The sequence below is a fragment of the Brevundimonas sp. Marseille-Q4549 genome, assembly GCF_976940555.1.
Window position 1 is genome coordinate 2,098,024 of sequence record NZ_CDRHXG010000001.1, and the last position, 18,026, is coordinate 2,116,049.

An 18,026-nucleotide genomic window follows, 5' to 3' on the forward strand; every position below is an offset into this window, starting at 1 on the left:
CAGTCCATAGGGAGACTGATCCAATGAAAACTCTGACCCTTGCCGGCGTCGCGTCGCTCGCGCTTCTGGCGGCCTGCAACAACAACGGCGACAGCGCCCGTCAGAACGCCAACGAGGCGGTTAACGCCACCCAGGATGCGGCCTCGGGCGTCGTCGGCCAGACCTCGGCGGCCACGATGGGCGCCAATACGGTCGATGGCTTCGTCACCGGTCTGGCGACCGGCAATATGTACGAATTGGAAGCCGCCAAGGTCGCCGAGGCGAAGTCCAAAAACGCGGACGTCAGGGCGCTGGCCGCCATGATCACCAAGGACCACACCGCCGCCGGTGAGAAACTGGCCGCTCTTGCGCCGACGGCCGCGCCGAACGTCACCATCCCCACGACGCTGGACGAGCGTCGCAAGGGCCTGATCGACAATCTGAACGCCGCCACCCCAGGCGACTTCGACAAGGTCTATCTGGAACAGCAGGTCGCAGCGCACAACGAGACCCTGACCTTGCTGAACGGCTTTTCGGACAAGACCGACGCCCCGGCCTTGGCCGGTCTGGCGCGCGAACTGATCCCAACCGTCACGACGCACCGCGACCGCGCCCAAGCCTTGCTGGACGCCATGAAGTAGGCTTGATCGTCGTCCCATCCGAAAGGCGGTCTCGAAAGAGGCCGCCTTTTTGGCGCGGGCGATGCAAGGCTTGCTATTTGGGGCCATCCCGCCTACATGGCCCCCGCATTTCGCAACGCGGGTGAGGCGCGATTCGGGGAGAAATCCCGATACGCACCATTCCGAGGGTCATCCGACCTTTAATCCCCCGCGCCACGTTGATCGGAAAAAGGACTGAACGATCATGGCTCTGCCTGAATTCTCGATGCGCACCCTGCTGGAAGCAGGCGCCCACTTCGGCCACCAGACGCACCGCTGGAACCCGAAGATGGACCGCTACATCTTCGGTTCGCGCTCGAACATCCACATCATTGACCTGTCGCAGACGATGCCGCTGTTCCACCAGGCTCTGGTGGCGGTGCGCGACGTCGCCGCCAAGGGCGGCCGCGTCCTGTTCGTGGGCACCAAGCGTCAGGCCGCCGAGCCGGTCGCCGAAGCCGCCAAGCGCTGCGCCCAATACTATATGAACAACCGCTGGCTGGGCGGCACCCTGACCAACTGGCGCACCGTTTCGGGTTCGATCGCCCGCCTGCGCGAGCTGGAAGGCATTCTGGAAAACGGCGGTGAAGGCCGGAACAAGAAAGAACTGCTGACCCTGCAGCGCGAGAAGGACAAGCTGGAACTGTCGCTGGGCGGCATCAAGGACATGGGTTCGATCCCGGACATCATGTTCGTGATCGACACCAACAAGGAAGCGATCGCGATCCAGGAAGCCCGCAAGCTGAACATCCCGATCATCGCCATCCTGGACACCAACTCCGACCCGGACGGCATCACCTATCCGGTCCCCGGCAACGACGACGCCGCCCGCGCCATCCAGACCTACTGCGACCTGATCGCAGACGCGGTTCTGGACGGTCTGGCCGCCGGCGCCTCGGCCTCGGGCGTGGATCTGGGCGCTTCGGAAGCTCCGGTCGAGCCGATGCTGCGTGAAGCCCCGGTCGTCGTCGAAGCCGAGGTCGAAGTCGTTCCGGCCGGCGCCGAAGGCGTCGCCGCCGAGCTGGAAGCTGTCGAAGCCGAGAAGACCGAAGGCTGATCGCCTGACGGCCTTCAGGTCGAGGGCCGTGCGTTGAACTGACACACGGCCGGGCTAAATCAGCCCGGCCGTTCCCACATACGAATCCCCCAAGGAGAAGAACATGGCCGAGATCACTGCCGCCCTCGTGAAGGAACTTCGCGAGCGTTCGGGCGTCGGCATGATGGACTGCAAGAAGGCGCTGGTTGAGAACAACGGCGACATCGACGCCGCCATCGACTGGCTGCGCGCCAAGGGCCTGTCCAAGGCCGCCAAGAAGGCCGACCGCGTCGCCGCCGAAGGCCTGGTCGCCGTGGCGTCCAAGGAAGACGGCAAGGGTGAAGTCGCCGCCGCCATCGAGTTCAATGCGGAAACCGACTTTGTCGCCCGTAACGAGCTGTTCCAGAACGCCGCCAAGTCGTTCGCCCAACTGGGCCTGGAGCACCACACGGTCGAGGCCCTGCACGGCGCCGAACTGGAATCCGGCAAGACGGTCCAGGACGAAGTGACCAACATGATCGCCACCATCGGCGAGAACATGCAGCTGCGCCGCGCCGCCCGCCTGTCGGTGTCGGAAGGCGTCGTTTCGACCTACGTCCACAACGCGGTTTCGCCGGGCGTGGGCCGCATCGGCGTGCTGGTGGCCCTGGAAGGCGAAGGCGACAAGACCGCGCTTCGCGAACTGGGTCGCAAGATCGCCATGCACGTCGCCGCCACCGCGCCGCTGTCGCTGAACACCGACGACCTGGATCCGGCCGCCATCGAGAAGGAACGCACCGTTCTGATCGAAAAGGCCAAGGAAGAAGGCCGTCCGGAAAACATGATCGAAAAGATCGTGGAAGGTCAGATCAACAAGTTCCAAAAGGACGTGGTGCTGTCCAAGCAGCCGTTCGTCATGGATCCGGACGTGACCATCGAACAACTGGTCGCCAACTCGGCCAAGGAACTGGGCTCCTCCAACCTGCATCTGGCCGGCTTCGTCCGCCTGGCGCTGGGTGAAGGCGTCGAGAAGGTCGAAGGCCCCGACTTCGCGTCGGAAGTCGCCTCCATGATGGGTGGCAACTAAGACCCTATCCCCTCATTCGTGAGGGTTTTGTATCGGAAGGGCGCGTTCGGCTTTGATGGTCGGCGCGCCCTTCGTCTATAAGAAGCCGCCTGATTCAAGGGCGCAGCAGCCAACGGACCCTCCGCCCATGCCCGACGCCCCTTCGAACTTCCGCTACAAACGCGTGCTGCTGAAGGTTTCCGGCGAGGTGCTGATGGGCGATCAGGCCTTCGGCGTGGACATGAAGACGGTGGACACCGTCGCCAAGGCGGTCGCGGACGTGGCGGCCGAGGGCGTCGAGATCTGCCTGGTGATCGGCGGCGGCAACATCTTCCGCGGCCTGTCCAAGGCGGCGGCGGGCATGGAGCGCGCCCAGGCCGACTATATGGGCATGCTGGCCACCATCATGAACGCCCTGGCCATGCAGTCGGCGCTGGAGAAGATCGGCGTCTCGACCCGGGTGCAGAGCGCCATTCCGATGGCCGCCATCGCCGAACCCTACATCCGGCGTCGCGCGCTGCGTCATCTGGAAAAGGGGCGGGTGGTGATCTTCGCCGCCGGCGTGGGCGCACCGTTCTTCACGACGGACTCGGGCGCCGCACTGCGCGCCGCCGAAATGGGCTGCGACGCCCTGCTGAAGGGCACCAGCGTCGACGGCGTCTACACCGCCGACCCCAAGAAGGATCCGACCGCGACCCGCTACGAGACCCTGACCTATCAGGACGTTCTGGCCAAGGATCTGCGCGTCATGGACGCCTCGGCCATCGCCATGATGCGCGACACGGGCATACCGATCGTGGTCTTCTCCATCCGGGAAGACAATTCACTGCGCCGGACCCTGACAGGCGAAGGCACCTTCACGGTCATCAAGGACGCCTGAGCGCGTTCATGTGATCCGAAAGACAAGAGAGACGAGACCATGGCGAAACCTGACGTGACCACCTATCGCGACCGCATGGACAAGGCGGTCGGCGCCTTGAAGGAAGAGTTCAGCGGCCTGCGCACCGGGCGCGCCAACGCCGGCCTCCTGGAGCCCGTGCGTGTCGAGGCGTATGGCTCGACCTCGCCCCTGACGGCGGTGGCGGCCATCAGCGTGCCCGAGCCGCGCATGATCACGGTCAATGTCTGGGACAAGGGCATGGTCGTCTCGGTCGAGAAAGCCATTCGCAACGCAAACCTGGGCCTGAACCCCATCGTGGACGGCCAGACCCTGCGCATTCCCATCCCGCCGCTGACGGAAGAACGCCGCAAGGATCTGGTCAAACTGGCCGGCAAATACGCCGAGCAGCAGAAGATCGCCGTGCGCAATGTGCGCCGTGACGCCAACGACGACTTCAAGAAGGCCGAAAAGGCCGGCGACATCAGCCAGGACGAACAGAAGAGGCTGGAGACCGACGTCCAGAAGGAAACGGACGCCGCCATCAAGCGTATCGATGAGACCTTGAAGACCAAGGAACAAGAAATCATGCAGGTCTGAGGCGGAACGGCTTGGCGCTGAACGGACATTCCAGCAGATGACGGCCGCGGCCCCAAGCCCGGACAGCCCCGCTTCGGGCGTCGCGGGGCCGCGCCATGTCGCCATCATCATGGACGGCAACGGCCGCTGGGCGAAGGCGAGGGGGCTGCCCCGCGCCCTGGGCCACCGTGAAGGCGTTCAGGCCTTGAAACGCACCATTCAGGCTGCGCCGGACCTGGGGATAGACTGCCTGACGGTGTTCGGCTTCTCGACCGAGAACTGGAGCCGGCCCGAGGACGAAGTCTCGGACTTGATGGGCCTGGTCCGGACCTATGTCGCCAGCGATCTGGCGCGACTGGAGAAGGCCGGCGTCCGTCTGCGCATCCTGGGCCGCCGCGAAGGCCTGCCCGCCGACATCGCCAGGATCATCGACAAGGCCGAGGCGCAAACGGCCCACAATGACCGGTTTCTGCTTCAGGTCGCCTTCAACTACGGCGGTCGGGCCGATCTGGTGGACGCCGCGCAGCGCCACATGGCCCGGATGCTGGCGGGCGAGACCGACGCCCCTCTGACGGAGGCCGCGCTGGAGGCGGGTCTGGCCACGGCGGGATCGCCGCCGCTGGACCTGATCGTACGCACCTCGGGAGAGCAACGGCTTTCCAATTTCCTGCTGTGGGAAGCCGCCTACGCCGAACTGGTGTTCCAGGACATCCTGTGGCCCGACTATGGCCCCAGGGCGCTGGCCGAGGCGGTCGAGACGTTCCGCCAGCGCGACCGGCGTTATGGCGGCCGTCAGTCAACGGTGTCGGCGGTGTCGGCCTGATGCCCGTCAAGCCGCGCGACATCGCTCTGCGGGCTGCTTCCGCGGTCGTGCTGGCGCCGGCGGCGGTCGCCGCGACCTGGGTCGGGGGCGTCTGGTTTCTGGCCCTGATGACGGTCGCCAGCGTGGTCCTGGCCTTCGAATGGGCGGCGATGAGCGCGCCCCACGCCCGGCGCGTCATGGGCGGAGCCGTCACCTTCGGCATCGTTGCGGCCGTGTTCAGCGCCTATTTCGGCGCCATGTCCGTGGCCTTCGTCATGCTGGTGTTCGGGGCCGCCGCCGCTGGCGTTTACGCCCGAAGCCGAGGACAGGAGGCGTTGGACGCCGCCTATGGGGTGCTCTACCTGGGCTGGCCGTCGGTGCTGCTGATCTGGTTGCGCGATGGTGTCGATCCCGTCGGCCTACACTGGACGGTGCTGGTGTTCGCGGTGGCCTGGTCGGCGGACATCCTGGCCTATCTGGTCGGATCGACGCTGGGCGGACCCAAGCTGTGGCCGCGCTTTTCGCCGAACAAGACCTGGTCGGGTTTCATTGGCGGCATTCTGGCCGGCGCGGTCGCCGGCGCGGTCATGACCGTCTTGGTGGATATGGGGCGGCTGACCGTATTCTGGGGCGCGGTCATGGGCCTGGCCGGGGCGCTGGCGACCATGGGCGGCGACCTGTGGGAATCGGGCCTGAAGCGCCGTTTCGGGGTCAAGGACGCGGGCAACACCATTCCAGGTCATGGCGGCCTTCTGGACCGGGTGGACGGACTGATGTTCGCCGTGGTCGTCGTGGCGGCCGGCCGCCTGGTCGTTCTGATTCTGGAGCGGGCGGCTTGATCCGTCGGCGTGTCACGGTTCTGGGATCGACCGGCTCGGTCGGCTCCTCGACGCTTGACCTGATGGCTCAGGCCGAGGCCACGGGCACGGGGGTGTTCGAGGTCGAGGCCCTGACAGGCGGGGCCAACATCGCCAAACTGGCCGAGCAGGCGCGGCGCTGGAAACCTCGACTGGCGGTGACGGCCGACCCGGCGCGTCTGGACGATCTGCGCGACGCCCTGGCGGGAACCGACATCGCCGTGGCGGCGGGAGAGGACGCCGTAGTCGAGGCCGCGCTGCGCCCGGCGGACTGGATCATGGCCTCCATCGTCGGCGCCGCCGGACTGAAATCGGCCTGGGCGGCCGCTGGAACCGGTGCGATCCTGGCCCTGGCGAACAAGGAAAGCCTGGTGTGCTGCGGCGCAGCCCTGATCGACCGGGTGTCGCAGGCGGGCGGGCGGCTGATCCCCGTCGATTCCGAGCATTCCGCCATTTTCCAGGTGTTTCCGGCCGAGGCCCCCGAGCGTGTGGCCAAACTGGTGCTGACGGCCTCGGGCGGGCCGTTCCGGCGGACGCCCCGCGATCAGATGACTGCCATCACGCCCGAACAGGCGGTGGCCCACCCGAACTGGAGCATGGGGGCCAAGATTTCCGTCGACAGCGCCACCATGGCCAACAAGGGCCTCGAGATGATCGAGGCGGCCTATCTGTTCACCATGCCGGCAGAACGGATCGATGTCGTGGTTCATCCGGAATCGATCATCCACAGCCTTGTGGAATATGTGGATGGTTCGACCCTGGCCCAGATGGGGCCGCCGGACATGCGTACGCCCATCGCCTGCGCCCTGGCCTGGCCCGATCGTATCGCCTGGCCTGCGCCCAAGCTGGACCTGGCGGCTCTGGGGCGACTGACGTTCGAGGCGCCGGACGCGCATCGCTTTCCCGCGCTGGATCTGGCGCGTCAGGCCCTGACAGCGGGCGGGGCGGCGCCAGCGGTGTTCAACGCCGCCAACGAGACGGCGGCCTTCGCCTTCCTTGACCGCAAGCTGGCGTTTCTCAATATTGCCGCAGTCGTCGCCGAAACCCTTGAGTGTGCGACGAAAGCGGAGACGGCTTTCGGCTCCGGAGACGCCTGCAACGCGGCCCTGTCGGTCGATGCGGAGGCCCGCCGGATGGCCCGGGCCGTCATCGCCAATCTCGCAAACGCGGCCTGATCGGCCAGGGGAGACGACTTTCGAATGCTGGGCGTCCTGGGTCAGGTCCTGATCTATATCGTACCGTTCCTGCTGGTGCTGACCTTCATCGTCACCATACATGAACTGGGCCACTTCCTGGTCGCGCGCGCCTTCGGGGTGAAGGTCGATCGTTTCGCCGTCGGCTTCGGCAGGGCGCTGTTCAGCCGCACGGACCGGCACGGCATCGAATGGCGGCTGGGCTGGTTGCCTTTGGGCGGCTACGTCAAATTCTCGGGCGACCTGGACGCTTCCAGCGTGCCGGATCAGGCGGGTTTGGCCGAACTGCGACAGCGCGTCGTCGCCGAACATGGGCCGGGCGCCGAGCGCGACTATTTCCATTTCAAGCCGGTGTGGCAGCGCGCCCTGATCGTGGTCGCGGGGCCGGCGGCGAACTTCATCCTGGCCGTCGTCATCTTCTCGATCAGCCTGATGGCCCTGGGCAAGGTGGTCCTGCCCGCGCGGGTGTTCGAGGTTCAGCCCAACACCCCGGCGGCCGCGGCGGGCTTTCGACCCGGCGACCTGATCATCGCCATCGACGGCCGCATGATCGAGGATGGGTCCGAAGTCAGCCGCGCCGTGATGCTGAGCGCGGGCGATCCCCTGCATTTCACGGTCGAGCGCGGAGCCGAGACCGTGGTGCTGACGGCCACGCCCCAGCGGCGAATCCAGGACGACCCCATCGCGGGTCGGATCAAGGTGGCGCAGATCGGCCTGATGATGCGCCCCGCCGCCAGCGATATTCGCCATGTCCGCTACGGACCCGTCGATGCGGTGGGCGGCGCGGTCGTGCAGGTGAAGGACACGATCGGCGCGACCCTGACCTATCTGGGCCGTATGATCACGGGGCGGGAGTCGGGCGATCAACTCAGCGGTCCCCTGGGCATCGCCAAGGTCAGCGGCTCCCTGACCAATGCGGTGGCCGAGGCCAGTCCGGACGCCGGTGCGTTCGCGCTGAACCTGTCGGTGACAATGATCCGCCTTGCCGCCATACTTTCGATCGGAATCGGCTTTCTAAACCTGTTGCCCATTCCGGTGCTGGACGGCGGCCATCTGCTTTTCTACGGCTTCGAGGCCGTGGCGAGACGACCCGTGTCGGCCCGGTATCAGGAGATGGGCTATCGCGCAGGTCTTGCGCTTCTGGCGGGATTTATGTTGTTCGCGACGTGGAACGACCTACAGAAGCTCAACCTCTTCCAATTCCTCGGCGGGCTCGTCTCGTGAGCCGACGCCAGCCCCCGATGGTTTTCAGAATGAACGACATGACCTCTCGCGCCGCCGTCCGACTGGGCGCCCGTTCCAGCCTGCTCGCCCTCGCCGTCGCGGCGGGCTTCACCGCCCCGGCCCTGGCGCAGAGCGCGCCCGCGCAGCCGACCGCCGCGCCTGCGGCCCCGGCCGAGGCGACGCCTCATGTTCAGATGGCCGCGCCGCAGCCCATCACCATCAACCGCATCATCGTGCAGGGCGCACAGCGTATCGACCAGACGACGGTCCTGTCCTACCTGCCGATCCGGCCGGGCGACGCCGTGGACGCCTCTGTCCTGGACGTCGCCGTCCGCACCCTGTCGCGCACGGGCCTGTTCGCCGATGTGCAACTGGGCGTGCAGAACGGCGACCTGGTCGTCCAGATCGTGGAAAATCCGATCATCAACCAGGTGGTGTTCGAGGGTAATCACGCCCTGTCGCAGGACAAGCTGAACAAGGAAGTGACGCTGAAGCCGCGCGGCATCTACACCCGCGCCAAGGTTCAGGAAGACGTCGGCTCCATCATCGAACTGTATCGTCTGCAGGGTCGCATCTCGGCCACGGTCACGCCCAAGCTGGTCCAGTTGGAACAGAACCGCGTGGACGTGGTCTTCGAGATCAACGAAGGCCCGCAGACCGGCATCAGCGCCATCAATGTGCTGGGCAACAAGGCCTTCTCGGATCGCGACGTGCGGGGCGTGATGGTCACGGAGAAGTCCCAGTGGTGGAAGTTCTTCTCGAACAACGACAACTACGACCCCAACCGGCTGGAATACGATCAGGAACAGCTGCGGAAGTTCTACACCAACCGCGGCTATTACGACTTCCGCATCATTTCGTCGGTGGCCGAGCTTCAACCCGATAATCAGGCGTTCGAGATCACCCTGACGTTGAACGAAGGTGACAAGTACAACTTCGGCAAGATCAACGTCGTCACCCAGAACGACCGGCTGAACGCCGATTTCCTGAAGGCGCTGGTGCCGATCCGCGAAGGTCAGTTGTACGAGAGCGACAAGATCGAGCAGGCGGTCGACGCCTTGACGTTCGCGGCCGGTTCGGCCGGCTATGCATTCGTCGAGATCAATCCGACCTATCGCGCCAATCCTGAAACGGACACGGTCGATGTGACCTTCAACGTGTCGGAAGGCCAGCGCGTCTACATCGACCGCATCAATGTGGTCGGCAACACCCGCACCATCGACCCGGTCATCCGCCGCGAACTGCTGCTGACGGAAGGCGACGCCTACAACCGCGCCCTGATGGAGCGGTCGCGCAACAACCTTCGGGCGCTGGGCTTCTTCAAGGATGTGAAGGTGGAAGAGGAGCGCGGCAGCGCGCCCGACCGTTCGGTCATCAACGTCAACGTCCAGGAACAGCCGACCGGCGAACTGTCCGTCGGTGCGGGATTCAGCTCGGTCGATTCCTTCACCGTTAACCTGGGCATTTCGGAGCGGAACTTCCGGGGACGCGGCCAGAACGTCGTCGCCCGTCTGGAATGGGGTTCGTTGCGCCAGCAGGTCGATTTCCGCTTCACCGAGCCGAAGTTCCTGGGGCGCGACCTGCGCGCAGGCTTCGACCTGTTCCACTCACGCTACGACCTCAGCAAATATTCGTCCTACGACTACCGTTCGACCGGCGGCGGTTTACGCCTGTCCTACCCGCTGAACGGCAACATGCTGCTCAGCACGCGCTACTTCCTGAAGTCGGACGAGATCATCGTGCCGTCGGGCTACTGCAGCGGAACCGGCGCTGGGTCGTCGGCCCTGTGCGATCAGATCGGCAGCTATATCAACTCGTCGATCGGCTATACGCTGCAGATGAACTACACCAACGATCCGATCCGCCCGACGAGGGGCTGGGCCGGGTCGATACGTCAGGATCTGGCCGGTCTTGGCGGCGACGTGCACTATGTGAAGACCGAAGCGGACGCCAGTTGGTACTACGGCATCACGCCCGACTGGGTCGTCAGCCTGCAGGGCTCCACGGGTTATGTCAGCGGCTGGAACGGCGATCCGATCCGCATCAACGATCGCTTCTTCAAGGGCGGCAACAGCTTCCGTGGCTTCGAGACCGCCGGCATGGGGCCGCGCGATCTGACGACGACCGACGCCCTGGGCGGCAACTTCTACGCCATCGGCACGGTGGAGCTGACGGTGCCGAACTATCTGCCCGAGCAGTACGGCATCAAGACCTCGCTCTTCGCCGACGTGGGCACTCTGGGCGTGTTGGACGACCGCTACAAGCTGACGGCGACCGGTACGCCCAACACCAATATCGCCGACGAATTGTCGCTGCGCGCCTCGGCCGGCGTCAGCATCCACTGGAAGTCGCCGATGGGGCCGATCCGTTTCGACATCTCCAAGGTCCTGTCCAAGGAAGACTACGACAAGACGGAATCATTCCGTTTCTCGACCTCAACTCAGTTCTAAGGAAGCGACGCAAAAAAGGCGCTCGCAGAGGAATACCCAATGAAAGCTCTGATCATCGCGGCCGCGGCCGCCGCTTCGCTTCTGGCCACGGGCGCCAACGCCCAGCAAGCCGCCGCTGCTCCGGCCAACCCCGGTCCGGTCATCCCCGGCGTCTGCGTCTACTACAACGCCCGCCTGCTGGCCCAATCTTCGGCCGGTCAGGCCGTCGAAACGCGCATGCAGCAACTGGCCCAGGAAGTTCAGGGCGAGCTGCAGCCCTACGCCACCGCCATCCAGACCGAGGCTCAGCAACTGCAATCGGCCGGCGCCAGCCTGCCGGCCGACCAGGCCAACCAACGCCGTCAGGCCCTGCAGCAGCGCGTACAGGAGGCCCAACAGCTGGAAGCCACGCGCGAGAACGAACTGCGTTACACCCTGGCCATGCAGCGCCAGGCGATCACCACGGCCGTCTCGCCGATCCTGACCGCCATCTATCAGGAAAAGGGCTGCGGCCTGCTTCTGGACCGCGAAAGCGTCTTCATGATGAACCCCGCCATGGACGTGACCGACCTGGTCATCCAGCGTCTGAACACGGCCCTGCCGACCCTGAGCTTCAACCGCATGCCGGTTCCGGCCCAGCAAGGTCAGCAGCCCGCCGCCGCCAACTAAGGCCGACATGCCCGACGCCCGCTTCTTCGAGACCCTGTCACCCCTGACCGTCGCCGCCCTGGCGGTCGAGATCGGCGGCGAGGTCGAGAGAGGCGGGGATCGGCTGATCGCATCGGTCGCGCCCCTGTCCTCTGCGGACGGTGGCGCGATCGCGTTTCTGGGCGATCGCAAGTTCGCCGACGCCCTGGCGGAGACCCAGGCAGGCTGTGTGATCGTGCCGCCGGAAGCGGTTCAGACAGCGCCCGCCGCCGCAGCCGTCATCGTGTCACGCACGCCCCAAGCCGCCTGGGCCAAGGTTTCGTTGCGCCTGCACCGCCCCTTGACGCTGGATAAGGCGGTTGATCGGGCTCTGGTCGCGGAAGACGAAAGCGTGGTCGTGGAACCCGGCGTGGTCCTGGGCGAAGGCGTCCGGATCGGGCGCGGAACGCGCATCTGCGCCAATGCGGTGGTCGGGCCGGGCGTCCAGATCGGCCGCGATTGCGTCATCGGCCCGAACGTCAGCGTCGGCTTCGCCCTGATCGGCGACCGGGTGAAGTTGTACGCCGGTGCGCGGATCGGCGAGGCTGGTTTCGGCGCCACTGGAACCGCAGCAGGCGTCATGGACATTCCGCAGCTGGGCCGTGTCATCTTGCAGGACGGGGTGACGGTGGGCGCCAACAGTTGCATCGACCGCGGCGCCTATGATGACACGGTCATCGGCGAGAACACCAAGATCGATAATCTGGTCATGGTTGGCCACAACTGCGTTATCGGCCGCAACTGCCTGCTTGTCGCGAATACAGGCATCTCAGGCTCGGTCACGGTGGGCGATAACGTCATTTTCGGCGGCAAGGCGGGAATCGGCGACCACATCACCATCGGCGAGGGCGCGCGTGTCGCGGCCGGCGCCGGCGTTCTGGCGGACATTCCAGCCGGCGAGACCTGGTCGGGTTATCCGGCCCGTCCCATCCGACAGTTCTTGCGCGAGACGGTCTGGCTCGCCAAACAGGCCTCTTCGAAGAAGGCTCCGAAGGAATCATAGGGATGAGCGACACGACGGCCGTCGAGGACAAGATCGATTACGCCGAGGTGATGCGGCGGCTGCCGCACCGCTATCCCTTCCTTCTGGTGGACAAGGCCGAGGCCTTCGTGCCGGCGACGTCCATCGTGGGCGTCAAGAACGTCACCCACAACGAACCCTTCTTCCCCGGACATTTCCCCATCGATCCGGTCATGCCGGGCGTGCTGATCGTCGAGGCCATGGCCCAGACGGGCGCCTTGCTGATGTCCAAGACGTTGGACGTGGCGGTGGCCGACAAGGTCATCATGTTCATGTCCATCGACGGGGTGCGCTTCAGAAAGCCGGCCCGGCCTGGCGACCAACTGCGCATGGAGGTCAAGGTGATCCGGGCGCGCGGCGACGCCTACAAGTTCCGGGGCGAGACCTTCATCGACGGCAAGCTGGCGGCCGAGGCCGAGTTCATGGCCATGGTCGTCACCGTGCCGGACCCGGCCGCCTGATGGCTGTTCACTCCACAGCCGTCGTCGATCCGACCGCCGTTCTGGACGCGGACGTCGAGGTCGGGCCGTGGTGCGTGGTCGGGCCGAACGTCGTTCTGGGCCAGGGCGTTCGCCTGGTCAGCCACGTCGTCGTCCAGCAGGACACCACGGTCGGCGCAGGCACGATCATCCACCCTTTCGCGGTCATCGGCGGCGACCCTCAGCACAACGGCTACAAGGGCGAGCGCGTGCGGCTGGAGATCGGGTCGAACAACGTGATCCGCGAACACTGCACCTTCAACAGAGGTACGCCGCAGGGGGCGGGCGTCACCGTCGTAGGCTCGAACAGCCTTTTCATGACCGGCGCACACGTCGGCCATGACTGCGTGGTCGGCGATCAGGTAGTGATGGCCAACAACGCCACCCTGGGCGGCCATGCCCGGATCGGCGACAGGGTCTTTCTGGGCGGGCTGTGCGCCGTGCATCAGAACGGCCGCGTGGGGCAGGGCGCCATCATCGGCGGTCTGGCTGCGGTGACGCGCGACGTCATTCCTTACGGCTCGGCCTGGGGCAATCATGCGCGACTGCGCGGACTGAACCTGATCGGGCTGAAGCGCAAGGGTTACGGCAAGGATCAGGTGCGTCGCCTGCTGGCCGCCTATCGCGAGCTTTTCGAAGGCGAGGGTGAGTTCGCAGGGCGTGTCGATGGCGTGGCCGAACGGTACGCCGACCTGCCAGAGATCGTGGAAATCATCGCCTTCATCCGCGACGGCGGGCGGCGGCCGCTGTGCCTGCCGAACGCGGAATGAGCCCGGTCGCCAAGCTGGGCCTGATCGCCGGAGGCGGCGATCTGCCGGCGGCGGTGGCCAGCCGGTGCGACGCTGAGGGGCGACCTGTCTATGTCGTGCGACTGAGTGGGTTCGCCGATCCGCATCTAACGCGGTGGCCCGGCGACGACTTCGGCATGGCCCAGATCGGCGCCATCCTGAAAGCGTTGAAGGCGAACGGATGCCGGGCGGTCTGTCTGGCTGGCATCGTCAACCGCCCCGATTTCAAGACGTTGAAACCCGATTTCAAGGGTGCGACCCTGCTGCCGGGCATCGTCGCGGCCGCGTCCAAGGGCGACGACGCCCTTCTGCGGAAAATTCTGTCGGTGTTCGAGGGGGAGGGGTTCGCGGTCGAAGGTGCGGACGACATCCTGGGCGGAGAGACCCTGCCGGCGAGGGCGCTGGGGGCGGTCGAGCCGACGGCGGAGCAGCTGAACGACCTGAAAAAGGCGCTGCATGTGGCGGAAAAGTCAGGTGAACTGGACATAGGTCAGGGCGCCGTCGTCTGCGACGGACTGGTCCTGGCGGTCGAGGCGCAGGAAGGCACCGACGCCATGCTGCGGCGCGTGGCGGCTCTGCCCGGCGATCTCAGGGGCGAACCGGGGGCGCCCAAGGGCGCGCTGGGCAAGGCGCCCAAGCCGATCCAGGACCTGAGGGTCGACATGCCCGTGATCGGACCACGCACGGTGGAACTGGCGGCAGAGGCGGGCCTGGCGGGCGTCGGCGGCGTGGCCGGCCGGCTGATTCTGATCGACCGGCCCGCGATCATCGCGGCGGCTGACCGCCTGGGGCTGTTCGTCTGGGGCGAAGCGACCGCATGAGCCGCCCGTTGAAGATCATGCTGGTGGCGGCTGAAGCATCGGGCGACGCCCTGGGCGCCGGCTTGGCCCGCGCGCTCAAGAGCCGTCTGGGCGATCAGGTCGTTTTCGTCGGCGTGGGCGGCCCGCGCATGGCGGCCGAGGGCGTGGTCAGCCCCTTCGACATCGCCGAACTGTCGATCCTGGGCTGGATCGAGGGTCTGAAAGCCTATGGCAAGGTCAAGCGGCGGGTGCAGGAAACGGCCGCCCTGGCCGAGCGCGAGCAGCCGGACGCCGTAGTCCTGATCGACAGCTGGGGCTTCACCATTCGTGTGGCCAAGGCCATTCGAGCGGCGCGTACGAGCGTGCCGCTGATCAAATATGTGGGGCCCCAGGTCTGGGCCTCTCGCCCTGGACGGGCGCGAACGCTGGCGGGAGCGGTCGATCACCTGCTGGCCCTCTACGCCTTCGACGCGCCTTGGTTCGAAAAGGAAGGTCTGGCGACGACCGTGGTCGGGTCCTCGGCCCTGCATGTGGACATGGATCATGCGGACGGCGCAGCCTTTCGGGCGCGACGCGGCATCGCGCAGGACGCCCGGCTGCTCCTGGTTCTGCCCGGCAGCCGACCCAGTGAAATCCGCCGGATGACGCCCGTTTACGAGGCGGCGATCCGCAAGCTGAAGGCCGTCGATCCCACACTGGAGGTCGCCGTGGTCGCCGCCGGCACGGTCGCTCAGGATGTGGCCGGCCGGGTCGCCGCCTGGCCTTTTCGCGTTCATCTGGTGGAGGAATCCGAGAAGTACGACGCCATGCGCGCGGCGACCGCCGCCCTGGCGACCAGCGGCACGGTTTCGACCGAACTGGCTTTGGCCGGCGCGCCCATGGTCATCGCCTACAAGATCGACAGCCTGTCGTATCAGTTGATGAAGCGGATGGTCACGGCCAAGCACATCACCCTGTTCAACGTCGCCGCCGACGATCGTATTGCGCCCGAGTTCATTCAGAATGAGGCGACGCCCACCCTGCTGGCGGCGGCGGTCGGGCGGTTGCTGAACGACCCGGCGGCGGCGGCGGACCAGGCGCATCGACAGACGGCGGCGCTGGATCTGATGGGACGCGCAGGACCCGATCCGTCCGAGCTGGCGGCGGATGCGGTGCTGCGCGTCATCGCCGAAACGTCCGAACATTGAGCCTATGGCGCGCGCTCTGAGCCCCAGACGCGCGGCGGAGGTTCGCGCAGCCCTGCAGATGGCGGCCGGTGCGACGGCGGCGCTTTATCTTGCGACTTGGTTGCGGCTGCCCCATCCCTATTGGAGCGTGATCTCGGCCATCGTGGTCATTCAGACCAGCGTAGGCGGCGGAGTTCTGACGGTGGCGCGGGATCGGGCCATCGGCACGGCCACGGGCGCCCTTGTCGGAGCCCTGGTCGCCTTCGTTCGGCCGCCGGGGCTGGAGAGCCTGGCCCTTGCCGTGGCGGTGGCGACGGCGACGCTGGCGTTTCTGGGCGCCGGTCGTCCCTGGTTGAAGATCGCGCCTGTAACGGCGACCATCGTCATCGCCGGCGGATCGGGCGCCGACGGGCCGGCGTCCCTGGCGATCGACCGCCTGATGGAGATCCTGGTCGGTAGCGGCGTGGGCGTGATCGCCATTCTTGCGCTGTTTCCTCGCCACGCGCGTCAGGCGTTTCGTCTTCAGGCCCGTGATGCGGCGGGTGAGGCGGCGGTGCTGCTGGCCCTTGTCTGCCAGGGCGATCCAGCCAATGCGGCGGAGATTTCTCGTCGCCATACCGACCTGAAGCGACGGCTCGACGACCTGGGAAAGGCGGCGAAGAACGTCATCGATCTGCCTGGGCCGCAACGCGAGACAGCCGATCGGCAGGCGCTGACGCGCGCCTTCTGGCGGGTTCGCAGCGACATCGTCATTCTGGGGCGCGGCTTTCAGGCCGAAGGCGCCTCCGCGCGGCTGACGCCCTGGGCCGAGGATGCGTCGCGTGCGGTTCAGCGGCTAGAGGCCCTGTCGCGCGGGAAACCGGTCGAACCTCTGGGGCCCATCGACGCGACACTGGCGCTTTCGCGGGCCGTGGAGGGCGACGACATGGCCCTGGGCGCGGCGGCCATCGGTCTGGCGCACATGCACCGCGACCTGGACGACCTGGCCGGTCGGTTCCAGGATCTGCGTCTGGTTTGATCATCCAAACGAAAACGCCGGGGATGGCTCCCCGGCGTTTGGCGTCTCGTCGTCGTGTGAACGATCAGCCGCGCTGATCGATCCCGACATAGTCGCGCTCGGTCGGGCCGGTGTACAGCTGACGCGGGCGGCCGATCTTCTGCGACGGATCGGCCATCATTTCCTGCCACTGGGCGATCCAGCCCACGGTGCGGGCCAGGGCGAACAGGACGGTGAACATGGTGGTGGGGAAGCCCATCGCCGACAGGGTGATGCCCGAATAGAAGTCCACGTTCGGGAACAGCTTGCGCGAGGTGAAGTATTCGTCCGACAGGGCGACCTTCTCCAGCTCCTTGGCGACCTGGAACAGCGGATCGTTCTCGCGGCCCGTGGCGGCCAGCACTTCGTAGGCCGACTGCTGCATGACCTTGGCGCGCGGATCGTAGTTCTTGTACACGCGGTGGCCAAAGCCCATCAGCTTGTACTTGCGGTCCTTCACGCCCTGAATGAACTCGGGAATCTTGTCGGGTGTGCCGATTTCCTTGAGCATGTTCAGCGCCTCTTCGTTGGCGCCGCCGTGCGACGGGCCCCACAGGCAGGCGATGCCGGCGGCGATGCAGGCGAACGGATTGGCGCCCGACGAACCGGCCAGACGCACGGTCGAGGTCGAGGCGTTCTGCTCGTGGTCGGCGTGCAGGATGAAGATGCGGTCCATGGCGCGCACCAGCGCCGGATCGACGTGATAATCCTCGGCCGGCACGGCGAAGCACATGCGCAGGAAGTTCTCGGCGTACGACAGGTCGTTGCGCGGCGAGATGAAGGGCTGGCCGATGTGATACTTGTACGCGCGGGCAGCAATGGTCGGCATCTTGGCGATCAGGCGAATGGCCGAGATGTCGCGCTGCACCGGATCATGGATGTCCAGGCTGTCGTGATAGAAGGCCGACAGGGCGCCGACCGTGCCGACCATGATCGACATGGGGTGGGCGTCGCGGCGGAAGCCTTCGAAGAAGCGGTCGAACTGAGCGTGCAGCATCGTGTGCCGCGTGATGCTCTCCTCGAACTTTTCGTACTGGGCCGCAGTCGGCAGTTCGCCGTGCAGCAGGAGATAGCAGACCTCGACGAAGTTGGACTTTGAGGCCAACTGATCGATCGGATAGCCGCGGTGCAGCAAGACGCCGGCGTCGCCGTCGATATAGGTCAGGGCCGACTCGCAGGCGGCGGTCGAGGTGAAGCCGGGGTCGAAGGTGAAGGCGCCGGTGGCGCCGTAAAGCTTGCGGATGTCGATCACGTCAGGACCGGTAGAGCCCGACAGGACGGGCAGATCGACGGTCTTGCCCTCGAAGGACAGGCTCGCCGAGCCGGCGGGTTTGGGTTGTTCAGTCATGAATTGCCCCTTCGCATGTTA

Annotated in this window: 18 protein-coding genes; 17 read left to right on the forward strand and 1 reads right to left on the reverse strand. The window is 66.1% G+C overall.

Annotated features, from left to right (window positions below; all coding sequences use genetic code 11):
* Nucleotides 1–23 precede the first annotated feature (23 nt).
* From ACWPV3_RS10280 to ACWPV3_RS10360, 17 genes are all read left to right on the forward strand, one after another.
* Nucleotides 24–620, forward strand: coding sequence for a DUF4142 domain-containing protein (locus ACWPV3_RS10280; protein ID WP_313454591.1), 597 nt, complete (start codon nt 24–26; stop codon nt 618–620).
* A gap of 223 nt (nt 621–843) precedes the next feature.
* Entirely contained in the window at nt 844–1,695 is an 852-nt protein-coding gene (gene rpsB, locus ACWPV3_RS10285; RefSeq protein WP_312735561.1) for a 30S ribosomal protein S2, read from the forward strand.
* Nucleotides 1,696–1,798: 103 nt separating this feature from the next.
* Nucleotides 1,799–2,740, forward strand: a complete 942-nt coding sequence (gene tsf, locus ACWPV3_RS10290) for a translation elongation factor Ts (protein ID WP_292087785.1) — start codon at nt 1,799–1,801, stop codon at nt 2,738–2,740.
* 127 nt (nt 2,741–2,867) lie between these two features.
* A complete protein-coding gene (pyrH, locus tag ACWPV3_RS10295) occupies nt 2,868–3,599 on the forward strand; it encodes a UMP kinase (RefSeq protein ID WP_292087786.1) in 732 nt (243 codons plus the stop codon).
* A gap of 39 nt (nt 3,600–3,638) precedes the next feature.
* Nucleotides 3,639–4,196: a ribosome recycling factor gene (frr, locus tag ACWPV3_RS10300; protein WP_292087787.1), complete on the forward strand. Its 558-nt coding sequence runs from the start codon at nt 3,639–3,641 to the stop codon at nt 4,194–4,196.
* Between the two features lie 37 nt (nt 4,197–4,233).
* Nucleotides 4,234–4,998 (forward strand): polyprenyl diphosphate synthase, encoded by a 765-nt coding sequence (gene uppS / locus ACWPV3_RS10305; protein WP_453977799.1) that lies wholly within the window; start codon nt 4,234–4,236, stop codon nt 4,996–4,998.
* Entirely contained in the window at nt 4,998–5,816 is an 819-nt protein-coding gene (locus ACWPV3_RS10310; RefSeq protein WP_292087789.1) for a phosphatidate cytidylyltransferase, read from the forward strand. The genes uppS and ACWPV3_RS10310 overlap by 1 nt, the downstream gene beginning before the upstream one ends.
* A complete protein-coding gene (dxr, locus tag ACWPV3_RS10315; RefSeq protein WP_453977800.1) occupies nt 5,813–7,009 on the forward strand; it encodes a 1-deoxy-D-xylulose-5-phosphate reductoisomerase in 1,197 nt (398 codons plus the stop codon). Before ACWPV3_RS10310 ends, dxr begins: the two co-directional genes overlap by 4 nt.
* A gap of 24 nt (nt 7,010–7,033) precedes the next feature.
* Nucleotides 7,034–8,251 (forward strand): M50 family metallopeptidase, encoded by a 1,218-nt coding sequence (locus ACWPV3_RS10320; RefSeq protein ID WP_453977801.1) that lies wholly within the window; start codon nt 7,034–7,036, stop codon nt 8,249–8,251.
* Nucleotides 8,252–8,280: 29 nt separating this feature from the next.
* The gene (bamA, locus tag ACWPV3_RS10325) at nt 8,281–10,701 is read left to right on the forward strand and encodes an outer membrane protein assembly factor BamA (protein WP_453977802.1); all 2,421 of its coding nucleotides are present in this window, start codon (nt 8,281–8,283) and stop codon (nt 10,699–10,701) included.
* 39 nt (nt 10,702–10,740) lie between these two features.
* A complete protein-coding gene (locus ACWPV3_RS10330) occupies nt 10,741–11,349 on the forward strand; it encodes an OmpH family outer membrane protein (protein ID WP_292087793.1) in 609 nt (202 codons plus the stop codon).
* Nucleotides 11,350–11,356: 7 nt separating this feature from the next.
* Nucleotides 11,357–12,370 carry a UDP-3-O-(3-hydroxymyristoyl)glucosamine N-acyltransferase gene (lpxD, locus tag ACWPV3_RS10335; protein WP_453977803.1) on the forward strand — a complete coding sequence of 338 codons (1,014 nt, stop codon included), beginning with the start codon at nt 11,357–11,359 and terminating at the stop codon, nt 12,368–12,370.
* A complete protein-coding gene (gene fabZ, locus ACWPV3_RS10340) occupies nt 12,367–12,849 on the forward strand; it encodes a 3-hydroxyacyl-ACP dehydratase FabZ (RefSeq protein WP_409411733.1) in 483 nt (160 codons plus the stop codon). Before lpxD ends, fabZ begins: the two co-directional genes overlap by 4 nt.
* Nucleotides 12,849–13,637: an acyl-ACP--UDP-N-acetylglucosamine O-acyltransferase gene (gene lpxA, locus ACWPV3_RS10345; RefSeq protein WP_453977804.1), complete on the forward strand. Its 789-nt coding sequence runs from the start codon at nt 12,849–12,851 to the stop codon at nt 13,635–13,637. The genes fabZ and lpxA overlap by 1 nt, the downstream gene beginning before the upstream one ends.
* Complete coding sequence (lpxI, locus tag ACWPV3_RS10350) at nt 13,634–14,476, forward strand: UDP-2,3-diacylglucosamine diphosphatase (protein WP_453977805.1); 843 nt, start codon at nt 13,634–13,636, stop codon at nt 14,474–14,476. The genes lpxA and lpxI overlap by 4 nt, the downstream gene beginning before the upstream one ends.
* On the forward strand, nt 14,473–15,642 hold the full coding sequence (gene lpxB / locus ACWPV3_RS10355; protein WP_453977806.1) for a lipid-A-disaccharide synthase: 1,170 nt from the start codon (nt 14,473–14,475) through the stop codon (nt 15,640–15,642). The genes lpxI and lpxB overlap by 4 nt, the downstream gene beginning before the upstream one ends.
* A gap of 4 nt (nt 15,643–15,646) precedes the next feature.
* The gene (locus ACWPV3_RS10360; protein ID WP_453977807.1) at nt 15,647–16,639 is read left to right on the forward strand and encodes an FUSC family protein; all 993 of its coding nucleotides are present in this window, start codon (nt 15,647–15,649) and stop codon (nt 16,637–16,639) included.
* A gap of 64 nt (nt 16,640–16,703) precedes the next feature.
* Here ACWPV3_RS10360 and gltA read toward each other — a convergent pair whose 3' ends face one another.
* Nucleotides 16,704–18,005 carry a citrate synthase gene (gltA, locus tag ACWPV3_RS10365; RefSeq protein ID WP_292087801.1) on the reverse strand — a complete coding sequence of 434 codons (1,302 nt, stop codon included), beginning with the start codon at nt 18,003–18,005 and terminating at the stop codon, nt 16,704–16,706.
* Between the last annotated feature and the right edge of the window lie 21 nt (nt 18,006–18,026).